General features: G+C 66.0%; 14 protein-coding genes. 4 read left to right on the top strand and 10 right to left on the bottom strand.

Annotated features, from left to right (window positions below; genetic code table 11):
- The 10 genes from ACR2JA_RS11610 to ACR2JA_RS11655 form a co-directional block, all read right to left on the bottom strand.
- Positions 1-1,344 (bottom strand): type VI secretion system Vgr family protein (locus ACR2JA_RS11610; RefSeq protein ID WP_434009239.1); only part of this gene is annotated, 1,344 nt, incomplete at its 3' end.
- 34 nt (positions 1,345-1,378) lie between these two features.
- A complete protein-coding gene (locus tag ACR2JA_RS11615) occupies positions 1,379-1,729 on the bottom strand; it encodes a hypothetical protein (RefSeq protein ID WP_434009240.1) in 351 nt (116 codons plus the stop codon).
- A 40-nt stretch (positions 1,730-1,769) separates the two neighbouring features.
- Positions 1,770-4,514, bottom strand: a complete 2,745-nt coding sequence (gene tssH, locus ACR2JA_RS11620; protein WP_434009241.1) for a type VI secretion system ATPase TssH — start codon at positions 4,512-4,514, stop codon at positions 1,770-1,772.
- Between the two features lie 40 nt (positions 4,515-4,554).
- Positions 4,555-5,682: a type VI secretion system baseplate subunit TssG gene (gene tssG / locus ACR2JA_RS11625; protein WP_434009242.1), complete on the bottom strand. Its 1,128-nt coding sequence runs from the start codon at positions 5,680-5,682 to the stop codon at positions 4,555-4,557.
- Positions 5,646-7,493, bottom strand: coding sequence for a type VI secretion system baseplate subunit TssF (gene tssF, locus ACR2JA_RS11630; RefSeq protein WP_434009243.1), 1,848 nt, complete (start codon positions 7,491-7,493; stop codon positions 5,646-5,648). Before tssF ends, tssG begins: the two co-directional genes overlap by 37 nt.
- A 27-nt stretch (positions 7,494-7,520) precedes the next feature.
- Positions 7,521-8,021 carry a type VI secretion system baseplate subunit TssE gene (gene tssE / locus ACR2JA_RS11635; RefSeq protein ID WP_434009244.1) on the bottom strand — a complete coding sequence of 167 codons (501 nt, stop codon included), beginning with the start codon at positions 8,019-8,021 and terminating at the stop codon, positions 7,521-7,523.
- A 67-nt stretch (positions 8,022-8,088) separates the two neighbouring features.
- A complete protein-coding gene (locus tag ACR2JA_RS11640) occupies positions 8,089-8,613 on the bottom strand; it encodes an Hcp family type VI secretion system effector (protein WP_434009245.1) in 525 nt (174 codons plus the stop codon).
- 39 nt (positions 8,614-8,652) lie between these two features.
- A complete protein-coding gene (gene tssC, locus ACR2JA_RS11645; protein WP_434009246.1) occupies positions 8,653-10,134 on the bottom strand; it encodes a type VI secretion system contractile sheath large subunit in 1,482 nt (493 codons plus the stop codon).
- Positions 10,134-10,655, bottom strand: a complete 522-nt coding sequence (tssB, locus tag ACR2JA_RS11650) for a type VI secretion system contractile sheath small subunit (RefSeq protein WP_434009247.1) — start codon at positions 10,653-10,655, stop codon at positions 10,134-10,136. Before tssB ends, tssC begins: the two co-directional genes overlap by 1 nt.
- 44 nt (positions 10,656-10,699) lie before the next feature.
- A complete protein-coding gene (locus ACR2JA_RS11655; protein ID WP_434009248.1) occupies positions 10,700-11,203 on the bottom strand; it encodes a hypothetical protein in 504 nt (167 codons plus the stop codon).
- Here ACR2JA_RS11655 and ACR2JA_RS11660 point away from each other — a divergent pair.
- From ACR2JA_RS11660 to icmH, 4 genes are all read left to right on the top strand, one after another.
- Positions 11,202-11,417 (top strand): hypothetical protein, encoded by a 216-nt coding sequence (locus ACR2JA_RS11660; RefSeq protein ID WP_434009249.1) that lies wholly within the window; start codon positions 11,202-11,204, stop codon positions 11,415-11,417. The genes ACR2JA_RS11655 and ACR2JA_RS11660 overlap by 2 nt on opposite strands.
- Before the next feature lie 282 nt (positions 11,418-11,699).
- Positions 11,700-12,320: a type VI secretion system lipoprotein TssJ gene (tssJ, locus tag ACR2JA_RS11665; RefSeq protein WP_434009250.1), complete on the top strand. Its 621-nt coding sequence runs from the start codon at positions 11,700-11,702 to the stop codon at positions 12,318-12,320.
- Positions 12,321-12,388: 68 nt separating this feature from the next.
- Positions 12,389-13,738, top strand: coding sequence for a type VI secretion system baseplate subunit TssK (gene tssK, locus ACR2JA_RS11670; RefSeq protein ID WP_434009251.1), 1,350 nt, complete (start codon positions 12,389-12,391; stop codon positions 13,736-13,738).
- Positions 13,739-13,834: 96 nt separating this feature from the next.
- The gene (gene icmH / locus ACR2JA_RS11675; RefSeq protein WP_434009252.1) at positions 13,835-14,560 is read left to right on the top strand and encodes a type IVB secretion system protein IcmH/DotU; all 726 of its coding nucleotides are present in this window, start codon (positions 13,835-13,837) and stop codon (positions 14,558-14,560) included.
- Positions 14,561-14,754: the final 194 nt, after the last annotated feature.

Genomic DNA, 14,754 nt, shown 5'->3' on the forward strand with positions numbered 1-14,754 from the left:
AGGGTTCAGACGGGGGTCGGGCAGTCCCTCCAAGCCCAACGGGCTTGGACCTCCCGATACATGCTGAACGTTGACCATGCGCACCGGCTGTGCCAGCGGCTGGGTCTGCAGTTCGCACTGGTAGAGCGGGCTGGTGTCGTTGTCTTCGGGCGTAGGGGCAGCCTTCACGCCCAGTTTGTCTTGCGCAAGCTGGCCCAGCAGGCTCAGCACCTGGGCCTTGTGGTCGGCGCTGAGGTTGTTGCGGGCGCTGTGCCGCGCGCGCAGGATCACCAGCTGATCGCGCGCGGGGTCGCTGCCGTCGTGCACCGGGTGGTCCACCAGGGTGAAGTGGGTGGCGGGGGCCGCGGTGCGTACGGTGCCCGTGGCACTGCTTTGGTGGCGCTGCGCGTCCAGCGCTTCGATCTGGCGTTTGAGCAGGCGCTCGCCCTGGGTGCTGTCTTCGTAGGCGTAGGCACCGGGCACGTCGGCCACGCTCAGGTGGGCCAGGCTGGCCGGCAGGTTCTGCCCGGTCTGCTGTTGCGGGCGCAGTTGCAGCGTGCGGTGGTCGCCGCTGGCCAGCTCCAGGCTGGCGGTGCGCACGCGGGCGTGGGTTTCCACCCGCGTGAGGCTGTCTTCCTTGAGCACCGCGCCAGCCTGGGTGAAGCGCACCCGGCTTTGCGCGTTGGGCTGCAAGGCGCCGTTGTGGTCGGCGATCACCAGGGTATGGCTGCCCTCGCTCTTTGCACCCTCATGCTCCCACCAGTAGAACAGCCCTTCTTCGCGCAGCAGGCGGTGCACATAGGCCAGGTCGCTCTCGTTGTACTGCACGCTCAAGCTGCGGCGGGGGTACACCGAGGGATCGGCCAGGTCCCAGCGCCATTGCGGTTTGAGCACGCCTTGTCCGGCCCAGCCGCTGAAGATTTCGTCCACGATCTCCATCACCGTCTGGTCCTGGAACACGCAGCTGTCCTGGTTGTGACCCAGGAAGGCCAGCCAGGGTTGGATGACGATGCGATACCGTGCCAGGCCCCCGTCGGAGCCCAGCAGCGCGAAGCTCGTCACGTGGCCGTGCCAGGGGCGCAGGCCGCCGTCGGCGGTCAGCAGCTCCAGCAGCACGGGCTGGCCGATCAGGCTTTTGAGTTCCAGGTGCGCGTCGCCGGCCAGCGCGTGCACCACCAGCTGCGTGGCGGCTGACGGGGCCGGTGCGCTGTCGGGGGCGCCGGCCACCGGGCCGATCGCCTCGTCCACCTCCACACGCTCGGCCACCAGGGCGTCGGTGCCCAGCGGGGTGTGCAGGCGCAGCAGGCGCGCGTTCTGCGTGGGCAGCGCGCTCAGGTAGGCCAGGATGCTTTCGTACAGACTCATGTTTGTGTTCTCCCTGCAGGTTCTGTGGTCCGTTTCAGCGGTGGATGCGCACCAGGTGCAGGCGGGGCTGGGGTCGCAACCACAGCGTCCAGCGCAGGCCGCCGCACACCACGTCCAGCGCGCACAGGCCTGCCGCGTCTGCGGCGCCACCCGCGGCCACCGGGTCGCACAACTCCAGCCGCCACAGCCGGGCCGACAGGTGCCGGACCAGCTCCGCCGCCAGCGCCTGTGAGCGCAGCCCGGCGTCCTGCAACCAGTCCACCAGCGCATCGGGTTCGTCGGTGGCCGCGCCCTGGTGCTGCAGGCGCCAGGCGGTGGTCATCTGCCAGCTGGTGGGCAGGCAGTTGCGGGCAATGGCTTGGCGCTGTTCGGTGCTCAGGTCCATGTCGATCTCCGGTGGGGCCAAACGCAAAAGGGGATGGGCCTCAGGCGACCGTGTACTTGAAGTCGCCGTTCTTGGCGGCGCTGACCTTGATGCGCTCGATGGCCTTGCCCTGTGCCATCTGGGCCAGCACGTTTTCGGCGATCTCGGGCAACAGCGTGCCGCTGAGGATGTGGTCCACGTTGCGGGCGCCACTGTCCACCTCGGTGCAGCGGGCCAGCACGGCTTCGACGAGTTTGGTGTCGTAGTCGAACACGGCCTTGTGGTTGGTGGCCACGCGGGCGGCGATGCGGTCGAGCTTCAAGCGGATGATGAGTTCGAGCACATCGTCATTGATGGGGTAGAACGGCACCACCTTCATGCGGCCCAGGAAGGCCGGCTTGAAGCTCTTGAACAGCACCGGGCGCAGCGCTTCGGCCAGCGCATCGGCGGCGGGCAGCTCGTCGGCGCTCTTGTTGATGCAGGCCTGCATGATTTCGCGCGAGCCGACGTTGCTGGTGAGGATGATGACGGTGTTGCGGAAGTCGATCTCGCGGCCTTCGGCATCGTCCATCACGCCCTTGTCAAACACCTGGAAGAAGAGTTCCAGCACGTCCGGGTGGGCCTTCTCCACCTCGTCCAGCAGCACCACGCTGTAGGGGTTGCGGCGCACGGCTTCGGTGAGCACACCGCCTTCGCCGTACCCCACATAGCCGGGGGGCGAGCCCTTGAGGCCCGAGACGCTGTGCGCTTCCTGGTACTCGCTCATGTTGATGGTGACCAGCTTCTTCTCGCCGCCATACAGCGCCTCGGCCAGCGCCAGCGCGGTTTCGGTCTTGCCCACGCCGCTGGGGCCGGCGAACAGGAACACGCCCTTGGGCTTGTTCGGGTCTTCCAGATTGGCGCGCGCGGTGCGCACGCGCTGGGCCACCGCTTCGAGCGCGTGGTCCTGGCCGATTACCCGCGCCTGCAGCATCGGCTTGAGCTTGAGCACGTTCTGGATCTCGTCCTTGACCATCTTGCCCAGCGGGATGCCGGTCCAGGCGGCAACGATCTCGGCCACCACGTGGCCGTCCACCTGCATGGGGATCATGGGCGTTTCACCCTGCAGCGCGGCCAGTTCGGCCAGCTTGGCTTGCAGCTCCGCCTGGGCCGGCGACAGCGCGGGCGCAGCGGCCTTGGCGCCCTTCTTGGCGGCCGGCTTCTTCTTGCCCTCTTCTGCGGCGGGCGCTTCGTCTGCGACGGCCGCGGCCTGGCTGGCCTGCTTCTCGGCTTCCAGCTTTTCGCGCAGCTGCTGGACTTCGGTCACCAGCGCCTTCTCTTTCGAATAGCGCCCGGTCAGCGTGTCCAGCTCGGCCTGCACCGCATCGCGCTGGGCCTTGAGCTCGGCCAGCTTGTCCTGGTGCGAGGTGCCGGCAGCGGCCTCGCGCTCCAGCGCGCCGATTTCCACCGCCAGCCGCTCCAGCAGCTTGGTGTTGTCTTCCATCGCCGCGGGCACCGCGCTCTGGCCCAGCGCCACCTTGGCGCAGGCGGTGTCGAGCACGCTGATGGCCTTGTCGGGCAGTTGTCGACCGCTGATGTAGCGGGCCGACAGGCGCACGGCTTCGGTGATGGCCTCGTCGAAGACGCGCACGTTGAAGTGCTTTTCCATCAGCGCGGCCATGCCACGCAGCATGGCCGCCGCAATGGGCTCGGACGGCTCCTCGACCTTGACCACCTGAAAGCGGCGGGCCAGGGCGGCGTCCTTCTCGAAGTACTTTTTGTATTCGGCCCAGGTGGTGGCGGCCACGGTGCGCAGCTCACCGCGCGCCAGCGCAGGCTTCAAGAGGTTGGCCGCGTCGTTCTGCCCGGCCTGACCGCCAGCACCGATCATGGTGTGGGCTTCGTCGATGAACAGGATGATCGGGTGCGGGCTCTTCTTGACCTCGTCGATCACGTTCTTCAGGCGGTTCTCGAACTCGCCCTTGACGCTGGCGCCGGCCTGCAGCAGGCCCATGTCCAGCGTGTGCAGCTCCACGCCCTGCAGCGGCGGCGGCACGTCGCCCGCGGCGATGCGCAAGGCCAGACCCTCGACCACGGCCGTCTTGCCCACGCCGGCCTCGCCGGTGAGGATGGGGTTGTTCTGGCGGCGGCGCATCAAGATGTCGATCGCCTGGCGGATCTCGGGATCGCGGCCGATCACCGGGTCCAGCTTGCCGTCGCGCGCACGCTGCGTGAGGTTGGTGGTGAACTGGTCCAGCGCGGGCGTTTTGCCCGGCACCGGGGCATCGCCCGCGGCCGCGTCGGCGCCGTCTTCGGCGGCCGGCGCATCGGGCGCGCGCAGGCTCTGCGCGGCTTCTTCCGAACCCTTGGTGATCTCGTCGAGCTTGTGCTTGAGATCGTCCAGGCGGAACTTCGCAAACAGCTTGCTGCCACGAAAGGCCAGCTGGCTCAGGCTGGGTTCGGTCAGCAGGGCCAGCAGCAGGTGGCTGCTGCGGATGCGGCTGTTGTGCGCGTCCAGCGAGGCGATCAGCCAGGCGTGTTCCAGCAGCGTGGGCAAATGGGCGCTGAAGACCGGCGTGCGGGTGTTGCCGTTCTTGAATCGGGTGAGCTCGTTTTCGAGATCGCGTGACAACGCGGTGGGCGACACGTCCGAACGCTGACACAGCAGGGAGAAGTCCGATCGTGGCTGCTCCAGCAGGGCCAGGAACAGGTGTTCGATGTCCACCTCGAAATGCGACTTGGCCATGCAAAGGCTGGCGGCACGCTCGGCCGCGCGTCGGCAGTTGTCGTTGAGCTTGGAAATCAGGGTCTTGAGGTTGTTACTCATGTAGTGGTGTGACAGAAAAGATCGTTTTGTGATGAGTGGCTCAGTGCGCAGCGTGCAGGTCGTAGCCGGCATCGCAGCGGTCCTGCGCCACCGGGCCAGAGACAAGGTAGGTCTCCCAACCCAGCCGCGGGCCGCGGTCGCCGCCCAGGCGCACCGGCTGCACTTCGCTGGCTTTGAGCTGCAGGCGCACTTCGTATTCCAGGCTCACGCCGGTCAGCTGGGTCACCAGCTGCTTGAGCGCCAGCGCCGCGCTGCCGCCCGGCAGGAAACGGCGGTACCGCTCCAGGTTCAGCGGGCCGATGGTCAGGCCCACGCGCAGGTCTCGCTGCCAGACCCGCTCGCCCGACAGGGCGGTCGAACCCAGTTGCGCGTTGCCCAGGCCCAGGCGCGTCTGGTGCTCCGTCGGCAGCTTGAACCAGCGGCCCACGAACTGCGTGACCTTCACCGGCACGCGGAAATACAGCGAAAGCACCTGCTGCAGCGCGGTGGCCGACACCGTCCGCTGCTGGAACAGACCGCTGAGGAAGGCGATCATTTCGTCGGACACGCCGCCCTGTTCCGCCGCCAGCCGGTTGCGCAGCGACTTCTGCCCCAGGCCCGTGAGCGACAGCACCTGCGGCAAGAACTGGTTGCGCCGGTCCGATTCGTAGCGGATGGCCAGACGGTGTTTGCGCCAGGCCTGGTAGAACAGCACCACGGAACGGTGCAGAAAGATGTCGAGAAAGGCGCGTGCCGAGCTGTCGCGCTGCAGTTGCTCGCGCCGGGCGAACAGCTCGGTGTAGAAGATCGGCAGCGTGCCGCCCGCGCCCAGCAGGCTCATGAACGCGGGGGTGATTTCCAGCCGGTTCACCTGCCCCGGCGCCAGCCGCCGCGGCAATGCCTGCGTGGCCGCGGCGATGGTTTCCAGCGTGGTCCGCTGGCGGTCGGGCAGATCGGGCTGGTCGCGCCAGAGCGTCTCGAACCGCTCGATCTCGCTGGCCGGGAACGACATGTTCAATGAGTTGCGGAACGACAGGCGCTGCGCCATCACCTCGGTGGGCGTGAGCCCCTCGTGGCGCACGAACCAAGCCTCCAGCAAGCGCACCGCCTGGAAAAACTCGAAGCTGTGCGGCTGCTCGAAGAGCTGATCGATCACAGCAACGGATGGCAGCCGGTGCGTCGTTCGCATGTGATGAGTTCTTCCTGGGTCCGGGCGGACACCAGCTTGAGCTGGGTGAAGCTGTTGATGTGGGTGTACAGGCCCAGGAAACGGTCCATCACCTGCGCAAACAGCCTCAGACCCGAGCCCACAAAGCTCGACTCGTCCACTGTCAGGCGGATTTCGGTGCCACGCACGAAGGTGGAAAACGGCTGACCCGGCAGGTAGGCGGTGGCAGGCCGGTATTCGATGGCCACCAGCCCGTCGAGCATGGCGCGGTTGGTCTGGCTGCGCGGCAGGTCGTACAGGCGCAGCATCTCCTTGATGGCGTCCAGCCCGCCCGCGCTGAGCGACAGGTGGTTGAGGGACAAGTGCGAGATCAGGCGCCACAGCGCACCGCGCCCGCGCTCGAACCGCATCGACGGCGAGGGTTTGCGCAACAAACGGATCTCGCTGGCCAGGCTACCGCCGGACATGAACAGGTCACCCCCCGGGTTACCCACGGCCAGCAGGTTGGGCAGGTTGCGGTTGGTTGCCTTGACCTCGATGGACAGCGTGTCGGTCTGCGGGGACGCCGGGTCGAAGTCCACATCGACGATGGAGAGTTCCGCCTCGTAGCCGGGGCTGTGATCGGCCACCGACTCGTCCACATGCAGCACCCAGTAGCGGCGCTTGCCCTCGCCGTCGGCCAGCAGTTCGTCGTGCTGCAGCGAATAGAACGGGTAGAACTCGTCCACGCTTTCGCCCTGCGGTGTCTGCAGCACGCGGTACACCTTCTCGACCGAATAGACCTCGTAGCCGAAGGCCTTGCGCGCATCGGGCAGCACCGGCGACGACTGGCCCTTGCGCGTCCAGCGGATCGGGTCGGCCCGCTGTGCAAACAGGTTGACCACCGGCGTACAGAACAGGCGCAGGTTCTTGTCGGTCAAGGTCTCCAGCATGCTGGCCTCGTCCGAATCGGAGCGGATGCCGGCCATCATGTAATGCAGCGTGATGCTGCGCGCGGCCACCGCCTGCAGGGCGGGCGGCAGCACCAGGTCCACAAAGTTGTATTTGTCGGGGAACGCGAAGAACTCGGTGAAGTGGCGGTAGGCGGGCTGTGAACGGGGGTCCACTTCGATCAGCGCCTCGTCATCGGCAAAGCCCACCACACCCGGCAGCGCGTCGGGCACAGTCTGCCAGGGCCCATGCTCGGTGCTCTGCAGCAACACGCCCAGCACCTTGCCCTGCAAGGCTTCGCGCACGGCGCTCACCTGGGAGGCTTCTGCGTCCACGTACACCCGCACTTTGTCCAGCCCCAGCGTGGCCCAACTGGTCTGGGCGCCGGTGAGCTGCAGCTGGATCGACATCACGCTGGTCGCGCCCTTGGGCAGCAGCGTGCCCGACGGGGCCCCCACCGCGCTGGCAAAGCGCGCAGCCGACACCTCCAGCGGTGCCAGCGTCACGTCGTAGGCGGTGCGGAAGGTGCACGGCACGCCGCGCACCGGGCGGCTCTTGAGCACGGTGCCCCGCGGCAGCACAGTCGCCTTGCTCATCTGGCCTGCGGCATCGGCGACATTGAAATGCGCGATCGCGCACGACGGAAACGGACGGAGGTAATGCGGGTACAGCACCTCCAGGAACGATTCGGTGAACAGCGGGAAGTCGTCGTCCAGCCGCTTGTGGATGCGCGAGGCCAGCAGCGCGAACGACTCGATCAGGCGCTCCACATGCGGGTCTTCACCCACATCACCGGTCAGCTGCAGACGGCCGGCGATCTTGGGGTAGCGGCGGGCGAAATCGCCCGAATGGCCGCGCAGAAAAGCCAGCTCTCGTTCGTAATGGGGCAGCAGTTCGTCCATGGCGTCCGTGAGAGATCGACGGGGCGGTCAATCGCCCGAGAGCAAGGCACCCGCGCGCGTGGGCGCCACGGTGAACCGGGACAGCGCCGGCTGCAGCACGGCGTCAAAGGCCACCGGCTCGGCCGACGGATGCGCCAGCAACATCGCCCGGATGGTGAAGGCCAGCGAATTCATGTTGCCTGGCCGCTGGTGAAATTCGATGCGCACGTCGCGCAGGCGCGGCTCGAACGAGGCGATCGCGTGCGACAGGCTGGACGCGATGTGACGCTGCTCGTCGGCGTTGGTGAGCACGCGCCCGACAAAGTCGCGGATGCCGAAACACATCACCGACTTGCGGGTGTGCGGCAGATCGGCCATGTGATCGAAGTCGATGGCGGAGCGCGAATTGAGCAGGGCTTCCACGTCCCGCGCAACCGACTCCCTCAGCTGGTCGAGTGAGTAGGTCAGTGTCAAACCTTCGGCGCCGTCCCGGTGATCGGCCAAAAGCCGATCCAGAACGCTGCGCCGGAAACGCATCGCAGTGGCCATGGCATGCACAGAAAAAAGACGGGGCGCCAAACGCCCCGTCCATTGCGGCTTTCGCGCGGGGCCGGGATCAGTTCGGCGCTTCGAAGACCGGCTTGTTGGTCGCCAGGCTCCACATGGCCGGCGCGCCCTTGGCGGTCTTGCCGTCCATGGTCTGCTGCACGTATTCCCACTGCACAGCGGCGTACTTCAGGCTGAAGGTTTCCTGCGGCAGCCCTTCGCCTTCCACCACCGGCGTCACCGACGAGATGATGGCCTTCTTGAGCTTGATGGTCAGGTACTGCACGCGGCCGTTGGTACCGTTGGCGCGCATGAAGTGCATTTCCACATCGTCGTACAGCGTACCGGCCGAGCAGGCCTCCCACAGCTGCGGGCTGATCAGGTCGAGGTCCTTCGTGAACACCATTTCACCGTGTTCGCAACGCTCGGCGGTGTGGCCGCCAGCGGTGGAAGCCGTGGCCGACTTGGGCTGGCGGATCATGTGCTGCCAGCTGTTGACTTCGAACCAGGGCTTCTTGTGGTCCTTGTCGCGGGACTCACCCTCGATCTTTTTGCCGTTGAGCGGGTTGCCGAACTTGATGTAGATGTCTTTCATGGGATACCTCTCCTGAAGGGTTGATCAAAACGAACGGGATCAGGACTTGCCGCCCGGCATTTCTGCGACCAGGCGCAGCGAAACCGAGAGTTCATCCAGCTGGAAGTGCGGGCGTACAAACGCCACCGCACGGTACACGCCGGGGCGCCCAGGCACCTCCGACACCTCCACCTGCGCTTGTCGCAGGGGGCGCTGCGCCCGCATTTCCTGCGACGCATCGTCTGCGTCCACCACGTATTGCATCAGCCAGTTGTGCAGGTAGCGCTCCACGTCCTGCGTGGTGGTGAAGCTGCCCACCTTGTCGCGCATCATGGACTTCATGTAGTGCGCGATGCGGCAGACGGCGAACATGTACTGCAGCTGGGCCGACAGCACTGCGTTGGCATTGGCCGCATCGCTGTCGTACTTGGCGGCCTTCTGCGTGGACTGCGCGCCAAAGAAGGCGGCGTAGTCGGTGTTCTTGCAATGCACCAGCGGAATGAAACCCAGGTCGCTGAGCTCCTTCTCGCGGCGGTCGGTGATGGCCACCTCGGTCGGACACTTGAGAGCCACTTCGCCTTCGTCCGTCTTGAAGGTGTGGGTGGGCAGGTCTTCCACCAGGCCACCACCTTCCACGCCGCGGATGGCCGCACACCAGCCGTGGTTCTCGAAGGCCGCCGTCAGACGGGCTCCCATGGCAAAGGCGGTGTTGACCCACAGGTACTTGCTGTGGTCGGCGCCGTCCACTTCCTCGACGAAGTTGAAGCCTTCGGTGGTGATGCCATCCTTGGGGTTGTATGGCAGGCGGCCCAGGAAGCGTGGCAGCGTGAGGCCGACATAACGCGAGTCTTCCGATTCGCGGTACGACTTCCACTTGGCGTAGTCCACCGTGTCGAATACCTTCGACAGGTCGCGCGGCTTGCCCAGCTCGTCGAACGATTCGATGCCCAGCATTTCGGGCGAAGCCGCCGAAATGAAGGGAGCGTGCGCGGCGGCCGCCACATGGGACATCTGCTCCAGGAAGAACATGTCCTCGGGTTGACGCCCGATGTCGAAGTCACCCAGCAGGGTGCCGAAGGGCGCACCACCGAAGGTGCCGAACTCTTCTTCGTACACCTTCTTGAACAGCACGCTCTGATCGAAGTCGATCGCGGTCTTGAAGTCCTTGATCAGTTCCTTCTTGGTGGCGTTGAAGAGCTGGATCTTCAGGTTGGCGCCGGTTGAAGTCTGCTTGCACAGGTACTGCAGACCGGTCCAGGTCGATTCGAGCTTCTGGAACTCGGGGTTGTGCATCACCTCGCTGAGCTGCAGGGAGATCAGCCGGTCCAGCTCGGCCACACGGGCGTCCAGCGTGGCGCCGAGGTTGTCGGACATGACCACCGTGCCGTCCATGACTTCACGCACCAGCTCAGCGATGATGTCCTTGGCTCGCGCGTGCTCGGTCTCGGAACGGGCCACGCGGCTTTGCGCCACGATGTTGTCCAGCAGACTGGATTCGACCGCTTCGGCAACGGCCGCGCCTTGGTTCTGGGTGGCTTGCATCAGACTTCTCCCTCGGTCTTGGCGGCTTCCTGGCCAAGCTTGGCCAGTTGTTCGGTGTTGCTCAACACATCACCCAGGATGTCTTCGAGCTTGTCGTTGCCCGCGAGCTTGTTGCGCAGGTCGGACAGCTTCGTGCGCGCTTCCAGCAGCTTGCGCAGCGGCTCCACCTGCTGCACCACCTCTTCAGGGCGGAAGTCTTCCATCTTGCTGAAGTTCAGGTTGACCGCGAACTCGCCACCGGCTTCGCTGAGCTTGTTCTGGACGCGGAACGAAGCCTTGGGAGCCATGCCCTTCATGACGTCGTCGAAGTTGTCCATGTCCACGTTGACGAACTTGCGGTCCTTCAGACGGGCCAGCGGCTTGTCGGCGTCGCGTTGCCCGGTGAAGTCACCCAGCACGCCCACCACGAAGGGGATTTCCTTTTGCTCGATCGCATCACCGACCTCGACGTCGTAGGTCAGTTGCACGCGGGGGGGCCTGACCTTGTCAAGCTTCTTGTGAACGCTGTCTTTCTTGGCCATGGGTTTCTCCTGTGAGCGTGGCGGGTGAGAGCAAAAGAGAGGGCTTACTGCAGGGCGCCGAACGGATTGCCGGACGCCGCCGGAGCGGCCGGGGCACTGGGCGCTGCGGGCGCGCGCCGCACCGGCGCGGCCGGACGGGGTGCCGGCCTGACGGCCGGACGGACCGCCGGCGGAGCGGCTTCCGCGGGCTTGGGCACCAGCACCGTCTCGCCCAGGATGGCCCGCAGGTTGCGCGCCATGTCCTCGGCTTCGGAACGGGTGGAGGTGTTGAGGCTGTTTTGGCCACGCAAGGCCGACAGGGCCGCGGTGGAGATGCGCAGACCGCTGACCGCCAGCAAGCCCTGAGCAGCGCTGTCGGACGGATCGCGCTGCACCACCTCCTGAGCGGCCAGGACCGCGTTGCCGTAGTCGGCGGCGTCGAAATAGCTTTGTGCCAGTCGCGCCCAGGGGCGTGTGTCGGTCGGGTACGCCTTGGCGGCGTCGCGGTAGATCAGCCGTGCCCGCTCACGCCCGCCCTCCAGGCGCTCGGCCGCTTGGGCGCGGCTCATGAATTCGGCCAGCGGTTCCGATTTGCTGGCCAACTCTTTGGCTTCGCCATCCGGCTGCTTGGGGCTGGATGAACAGGCCGCCAGCCCGAACAAAGCGGTGACCAACAGCGACGAAGCGGCCACGCGCCTCGTGTTTGACCAGGCACGAAAGAGGTGGCTGGCGGGCGCAGGCGAACGCGCGCCCGACGAAAAAGTGTGTGCATTCAACACGTGAGTCCTCCCTGATACCGAACCTTCACCGGGCCGTTTGACTGGTCCCGGGCATCGTCCCCACGAAAGCAAACTTTTGTGACACAAGCTTGCTTTAGGAGCGCAATGGCCGCGAATTGTGACACGAAAGTAAACGGTTTTTGTCGCAGCGAGCAGCATAATATCGTACGTTTTTGTTCCCGCCTGGCCGGCTTTTCCGCCGGTCATGGAGCACCCCTTTTCGTCCACGATGCGCCCCTATACCCTTCACACACCCCGTCAAGCGCTGGCCTCGGAACGGTCCTGGATGACCCGATCGACCGGGCGGTGTGCGCTGACCGCCATGGTCGTGTTGGCCGGATCGCTGCTGTCGGGCTGTGGCACGACCTCGGCCGGCGGCGGCCTGCTGGACAAAACCCTGGGGCTGGTGGGCCTGCAAACGGTGGACAGCGCGGCAGCGGCACCGATCAGCCCCGAAATGCTCAAACCCGCGGCGCCCACCAAGGTGCCGCTGCGCATCCATGCCAGCGACCAGCTCAACAGCGATGGCGCCAAGCGCCCGCTCTCCCTGGTGGTCAAGGTCTACAAGCTCAAGGCCCACGAGGATTTCATGCGTGCGCCTTACGACGCATTTGCGCAGGCGCCGTACAAGGGCGATGAGGTGATCTCGTCCCGCGAGTTGGTGCTGCTGCCTGGCCAGCGCTACGAAGTGGAAGAGGCACTGCCCAAGGACGCGGCCTACCTGGGTGTGGTGGCCCTGTTCAAGTCACCCGAAGCCTACCGTTGGCGCTTCGTGTTCGACCTGGCCAGCAGTGCCAAAGAAGGTGTGACCTTGGGCGCCCACCAGTGCGCCCTGAGCGTGTCGCAAGGCGAGACGGTGGGCAGTGCCATCGAGACGCGGCGCCTGGCAGGTACAGTCTGCCGCTGATTGGAAGGCCCCATGAGCGTTGTCAGCGCTCGGGGTCGGATGTGAATTGAAAAGATACAGGGAGTTTCATGTTTCGTTCCACCAAGGTTCTGTGGGGTGAGGGGCAGTTCCTGCGCGCGCAGCATTTCCAGCTGCAGGACGCTTACCACGAATGGCGCCTGGCCGAGGTCGCGTCCAGCCTGCACCCCTACGCCTGGGGTCTGCGCAAGCTCAGCATTGACGTGGACGCCCTGTCCAGCGGCGTGCTGCGCATCGAGCACCTGCAACTGATCCTGCCCGACGGCGAGCTGTACAACGCGCCGCAGGACGATCCGCTGCCCGCGCCGATCTCGCTGCACCACACCGAAGCCGGCGTCTCGGACATCACCTTTCACGCCGTCATGGCGCCCGTGCGCAGCACCGGCGGCAACCTGAACGCACCTGGCACCGGTGGCGACGGGGCGGTGCGCTATGTGCAGAAGAACCAGCCGTCGCCGGACCTGTTCACGCAAGCTGCCGAAGCCGAAACGGCGGTGCTGCAAAAGGTATTGCGTCTGCAGGCGGACACCGAGCCGCGCGACCACCTGGTGAGCCTGCCGCTGTGCCGCATCCGCCGCAACGCCACCGGCGGTTTCGAGCTCGACACGCGCTTCATGGCGCCCAGCGCGTCCATTGAAGCCAACCCCGCCCTGCGCCAGCTGCTGCGGCGCCTGCTGGACACTTTGCAGGCCAAGGTCAACGCGCTCTATGGTTTCCACCGCGAGCCATCACGGCACGTGATCGAGTTCCGTTCGGGCGACATCGCCTCGTTCTGGTTGCTGCACACGGCCAGCAGTGCGTTCGGCGCCCTGTCGCACCTGCACCACCACCCGGGGCTGCACCCCGAACGCCTGTTCCAGCAGCTGCTGCAGCTGGCCGGTGCGCTGATGACGTTTTCCAAGTCGTTCACCCTGGCCGACCTGCCCAGCTACCAGCACCAGCAACCTGGCCCGAGCTTCGCGCGTCTGGAAACCATCATCCAGGAACTGCTGGAAACGGTGATCTCCACCCGCTACTTCGCCATCGCGCTGCGCGAGGGCAAGCCGTCGTTCCACAGCGGCGTGCTGGAGACCGACAAGATCACCGCGCAGACCACGCTGGTGCTGGGGGTCAAGGCTGCGATGCCGCCCGCCGAGATGGTGGAGATCGTGCCCATGCGCTTCAAGGCGGGCGCCCCGGACGACGTGGACAAGCTGGTGCTCTCGGCCATGAGCGGCATCCGCCTGACGCACCTGCCACAGGTGCCTGCCGCCATCCCGGTGCGCCCGGGCTGCTACTACTTCGAACTGGACAGCAAGAGCCCGCTGTACGAGCGCATGCTCAAGGCGCAAAACGTCACCGTGTACGCGCCGGCCGGCATGCCCGACCTGGAACTCGAGTTGTTCGCGCTGAACAACTGACCCCGACCTCCTGACCGATTGCGACCCATGGTTGACATGAAAGCCCCCTCGTTGCTGCAGACACCGCTGCCGGCAGCGAACAAGCGCGGCCCTCGCATGCCGCTGATCGCGGCGCGCGAAGCCAAATCCCTGCTGGATCTGCTGTACGACGGCCTGTACGTGGTGTTCATGCTCAAGAGCGGCCAGCGGCCCTCGCAGGCGGGGAGCTTCCGCGAGCACATCCGCAACCTGCTGATCGACTTCGAGCGCGGCGCCCTGGCGCTCAAGGCCCCGGCCGAAGACGTGTTCCTGAGCAAGTTCGCGTTCTGTGCGCTGGTCGACGAGACCATGCTCATGACCCCGTCCGCCGCACGGGACGACTGGGAGCGCCGTCCGCTGCAGCTGGAACTGTTTGGCGAGCAACTGGCGGGCGAGCGTTTTTTTGAGCACCTTGAAAGGCTGCGCGCCGACAACCCGCCGCGCGTGCAGGTGCTGGAGGTGTTCCACATGTGCCTGCTGCTGGGTTTCCAGGGCCAGTACGTGCTGGAGGGCTCGGAAAAGCTCAACTACCTCACCGGCCGGCTGGGCGACGAGATCGCGCACATCAAGGGCAAGCGGGGCAGCTTCGCGCCGCACTGGGCGCCGCCCGACCGGATCCTGCACACGCTGCGCAACGAGGTGCCGCTGTGGGTCATCGCATCGGTGTTCGCCTGCCTGGGGCTGCTGGCCTACCTGGGCCTGCAATGGGGGCTGGCGCGACAGACCCAATCGGACCTGGCGGCTTACCACCAGGTGATCAACCTGCCACCCCAGGTGGCGAACGTGACGATCACGCTGCCATAAGCCGACACACAACAACAAAGACCGGCCGATCACAAGAACACCAGGGAATTCAGGGATGAACGCACAGAGCACCACCGGCATACCGTCACTCGTGTCGTCGCTGGCGGGCAACAGCATGGCCGCCCTCACCAGCCGGCTGGACTTTGCCCGGCTGCTGGACCAGCGCCACCGGCTCATGCAGGTGCAGACTGCCC

The sequence above is a fragment of the Hydrogenophaga sp. genome, assembly GCF_051007235.1.
Classification (GTDB): domain Bacteria; phylum Pseudomonadota; class Gammaproteobacteria; order Burkholderiales; family Burkholderiaceae_C; genus Hydrogenophaga.

Bases quoted from the DNA above. Each gene is read 5' to 3' on its own strand.
- tssG (WP_434009242.1), bottom strand. From the start codon at position 5,682: ATGCGAACGACGCACCGGCTGCCATCCGTTGCTGTGATCGATCAGCTC.
- ACR2JA_RS11640 (WP_434009245.1), bottom strand. From the start codon at position 8,613: ATGAAAGACATCTACATCAAGTTCGGCAACCCGCTCAACGGCAAAAAG.
- ACR2JA_RS11660 (WP_434009249.1), top strand. From the start codon at position 11,202: ATGAATTCGGCCAGCGGTTCCGATTTGCTGGCCAACTCTTTGGCTTCG.
- tssE (WP_434009244.1), bottom strand. From the start codon at position 8,021: ATGGCCACTGCGATGCGTTTCCGGCGCAGCGTTCTGGATCGGCTTTTG.
- tssH (WP_434009241.1), bottom strand. From the start codon at position 4,514: ATGAGTAACAACCTCAAGACCCTGATTTCCAAGCTCAACGACAACTGC.
- ACR2JA_RS11615 (WP_434009240.1), bottom strand. From the start codon at position 1,729: ATGGACCTGAGCACCGAACAGCGCCAAGCCATTGCCCGCAACTGCCTG.
- tssC (WP_434009246.1), bottom strand. From the start codon at position 10,134: ATGCAAGCCACCCAGAACCAAGGCGCGGCCGTTGCCGAAGCGGTCGAA.
- icmH (WP_434009252.1), top strand. From the start codon at position 13,835: ATGCCGCTGATCGCGGCGCGCGAAGCCAAATCCCTGCTGGATCTGCTG.
- tssF (WP_434009243.1), bottom strand. From the start codon at position 7,493: ATGGACGAACTGCTGCCCCATTACGAACGAGAGCTGGCTTTTCTGCGC.
- tssJ (WP_434009250.1), top strand. From the start codon at position 11,700: ATGACCCGATCGACCGGGCGGTGTGCGCTGACCGCCATGGTCGTGTTG.
- tssK (WP_434009251.1), top strand. From the start codon at position 12,389: ATGTTTCGTTCCACCAAGGTTCTGTGGGGTGAGGGGCAGTTCCTGCGC.
- ACR2JA_RS11655 (WP_434009248.1), bottom strand. From the start codon at position 11,203: ATGAGCCGCGCCCAAGCGGCCGAGCGCCTGGAGGGCGGGCGTGAGCGG.
- tssB (WP_434009247.1), bottom strand. From the start codon at position 10,655: ATGGCCAAGAAAGACAGCGTTCACAAGAAGCTTGACAAGGTCAGGCCC.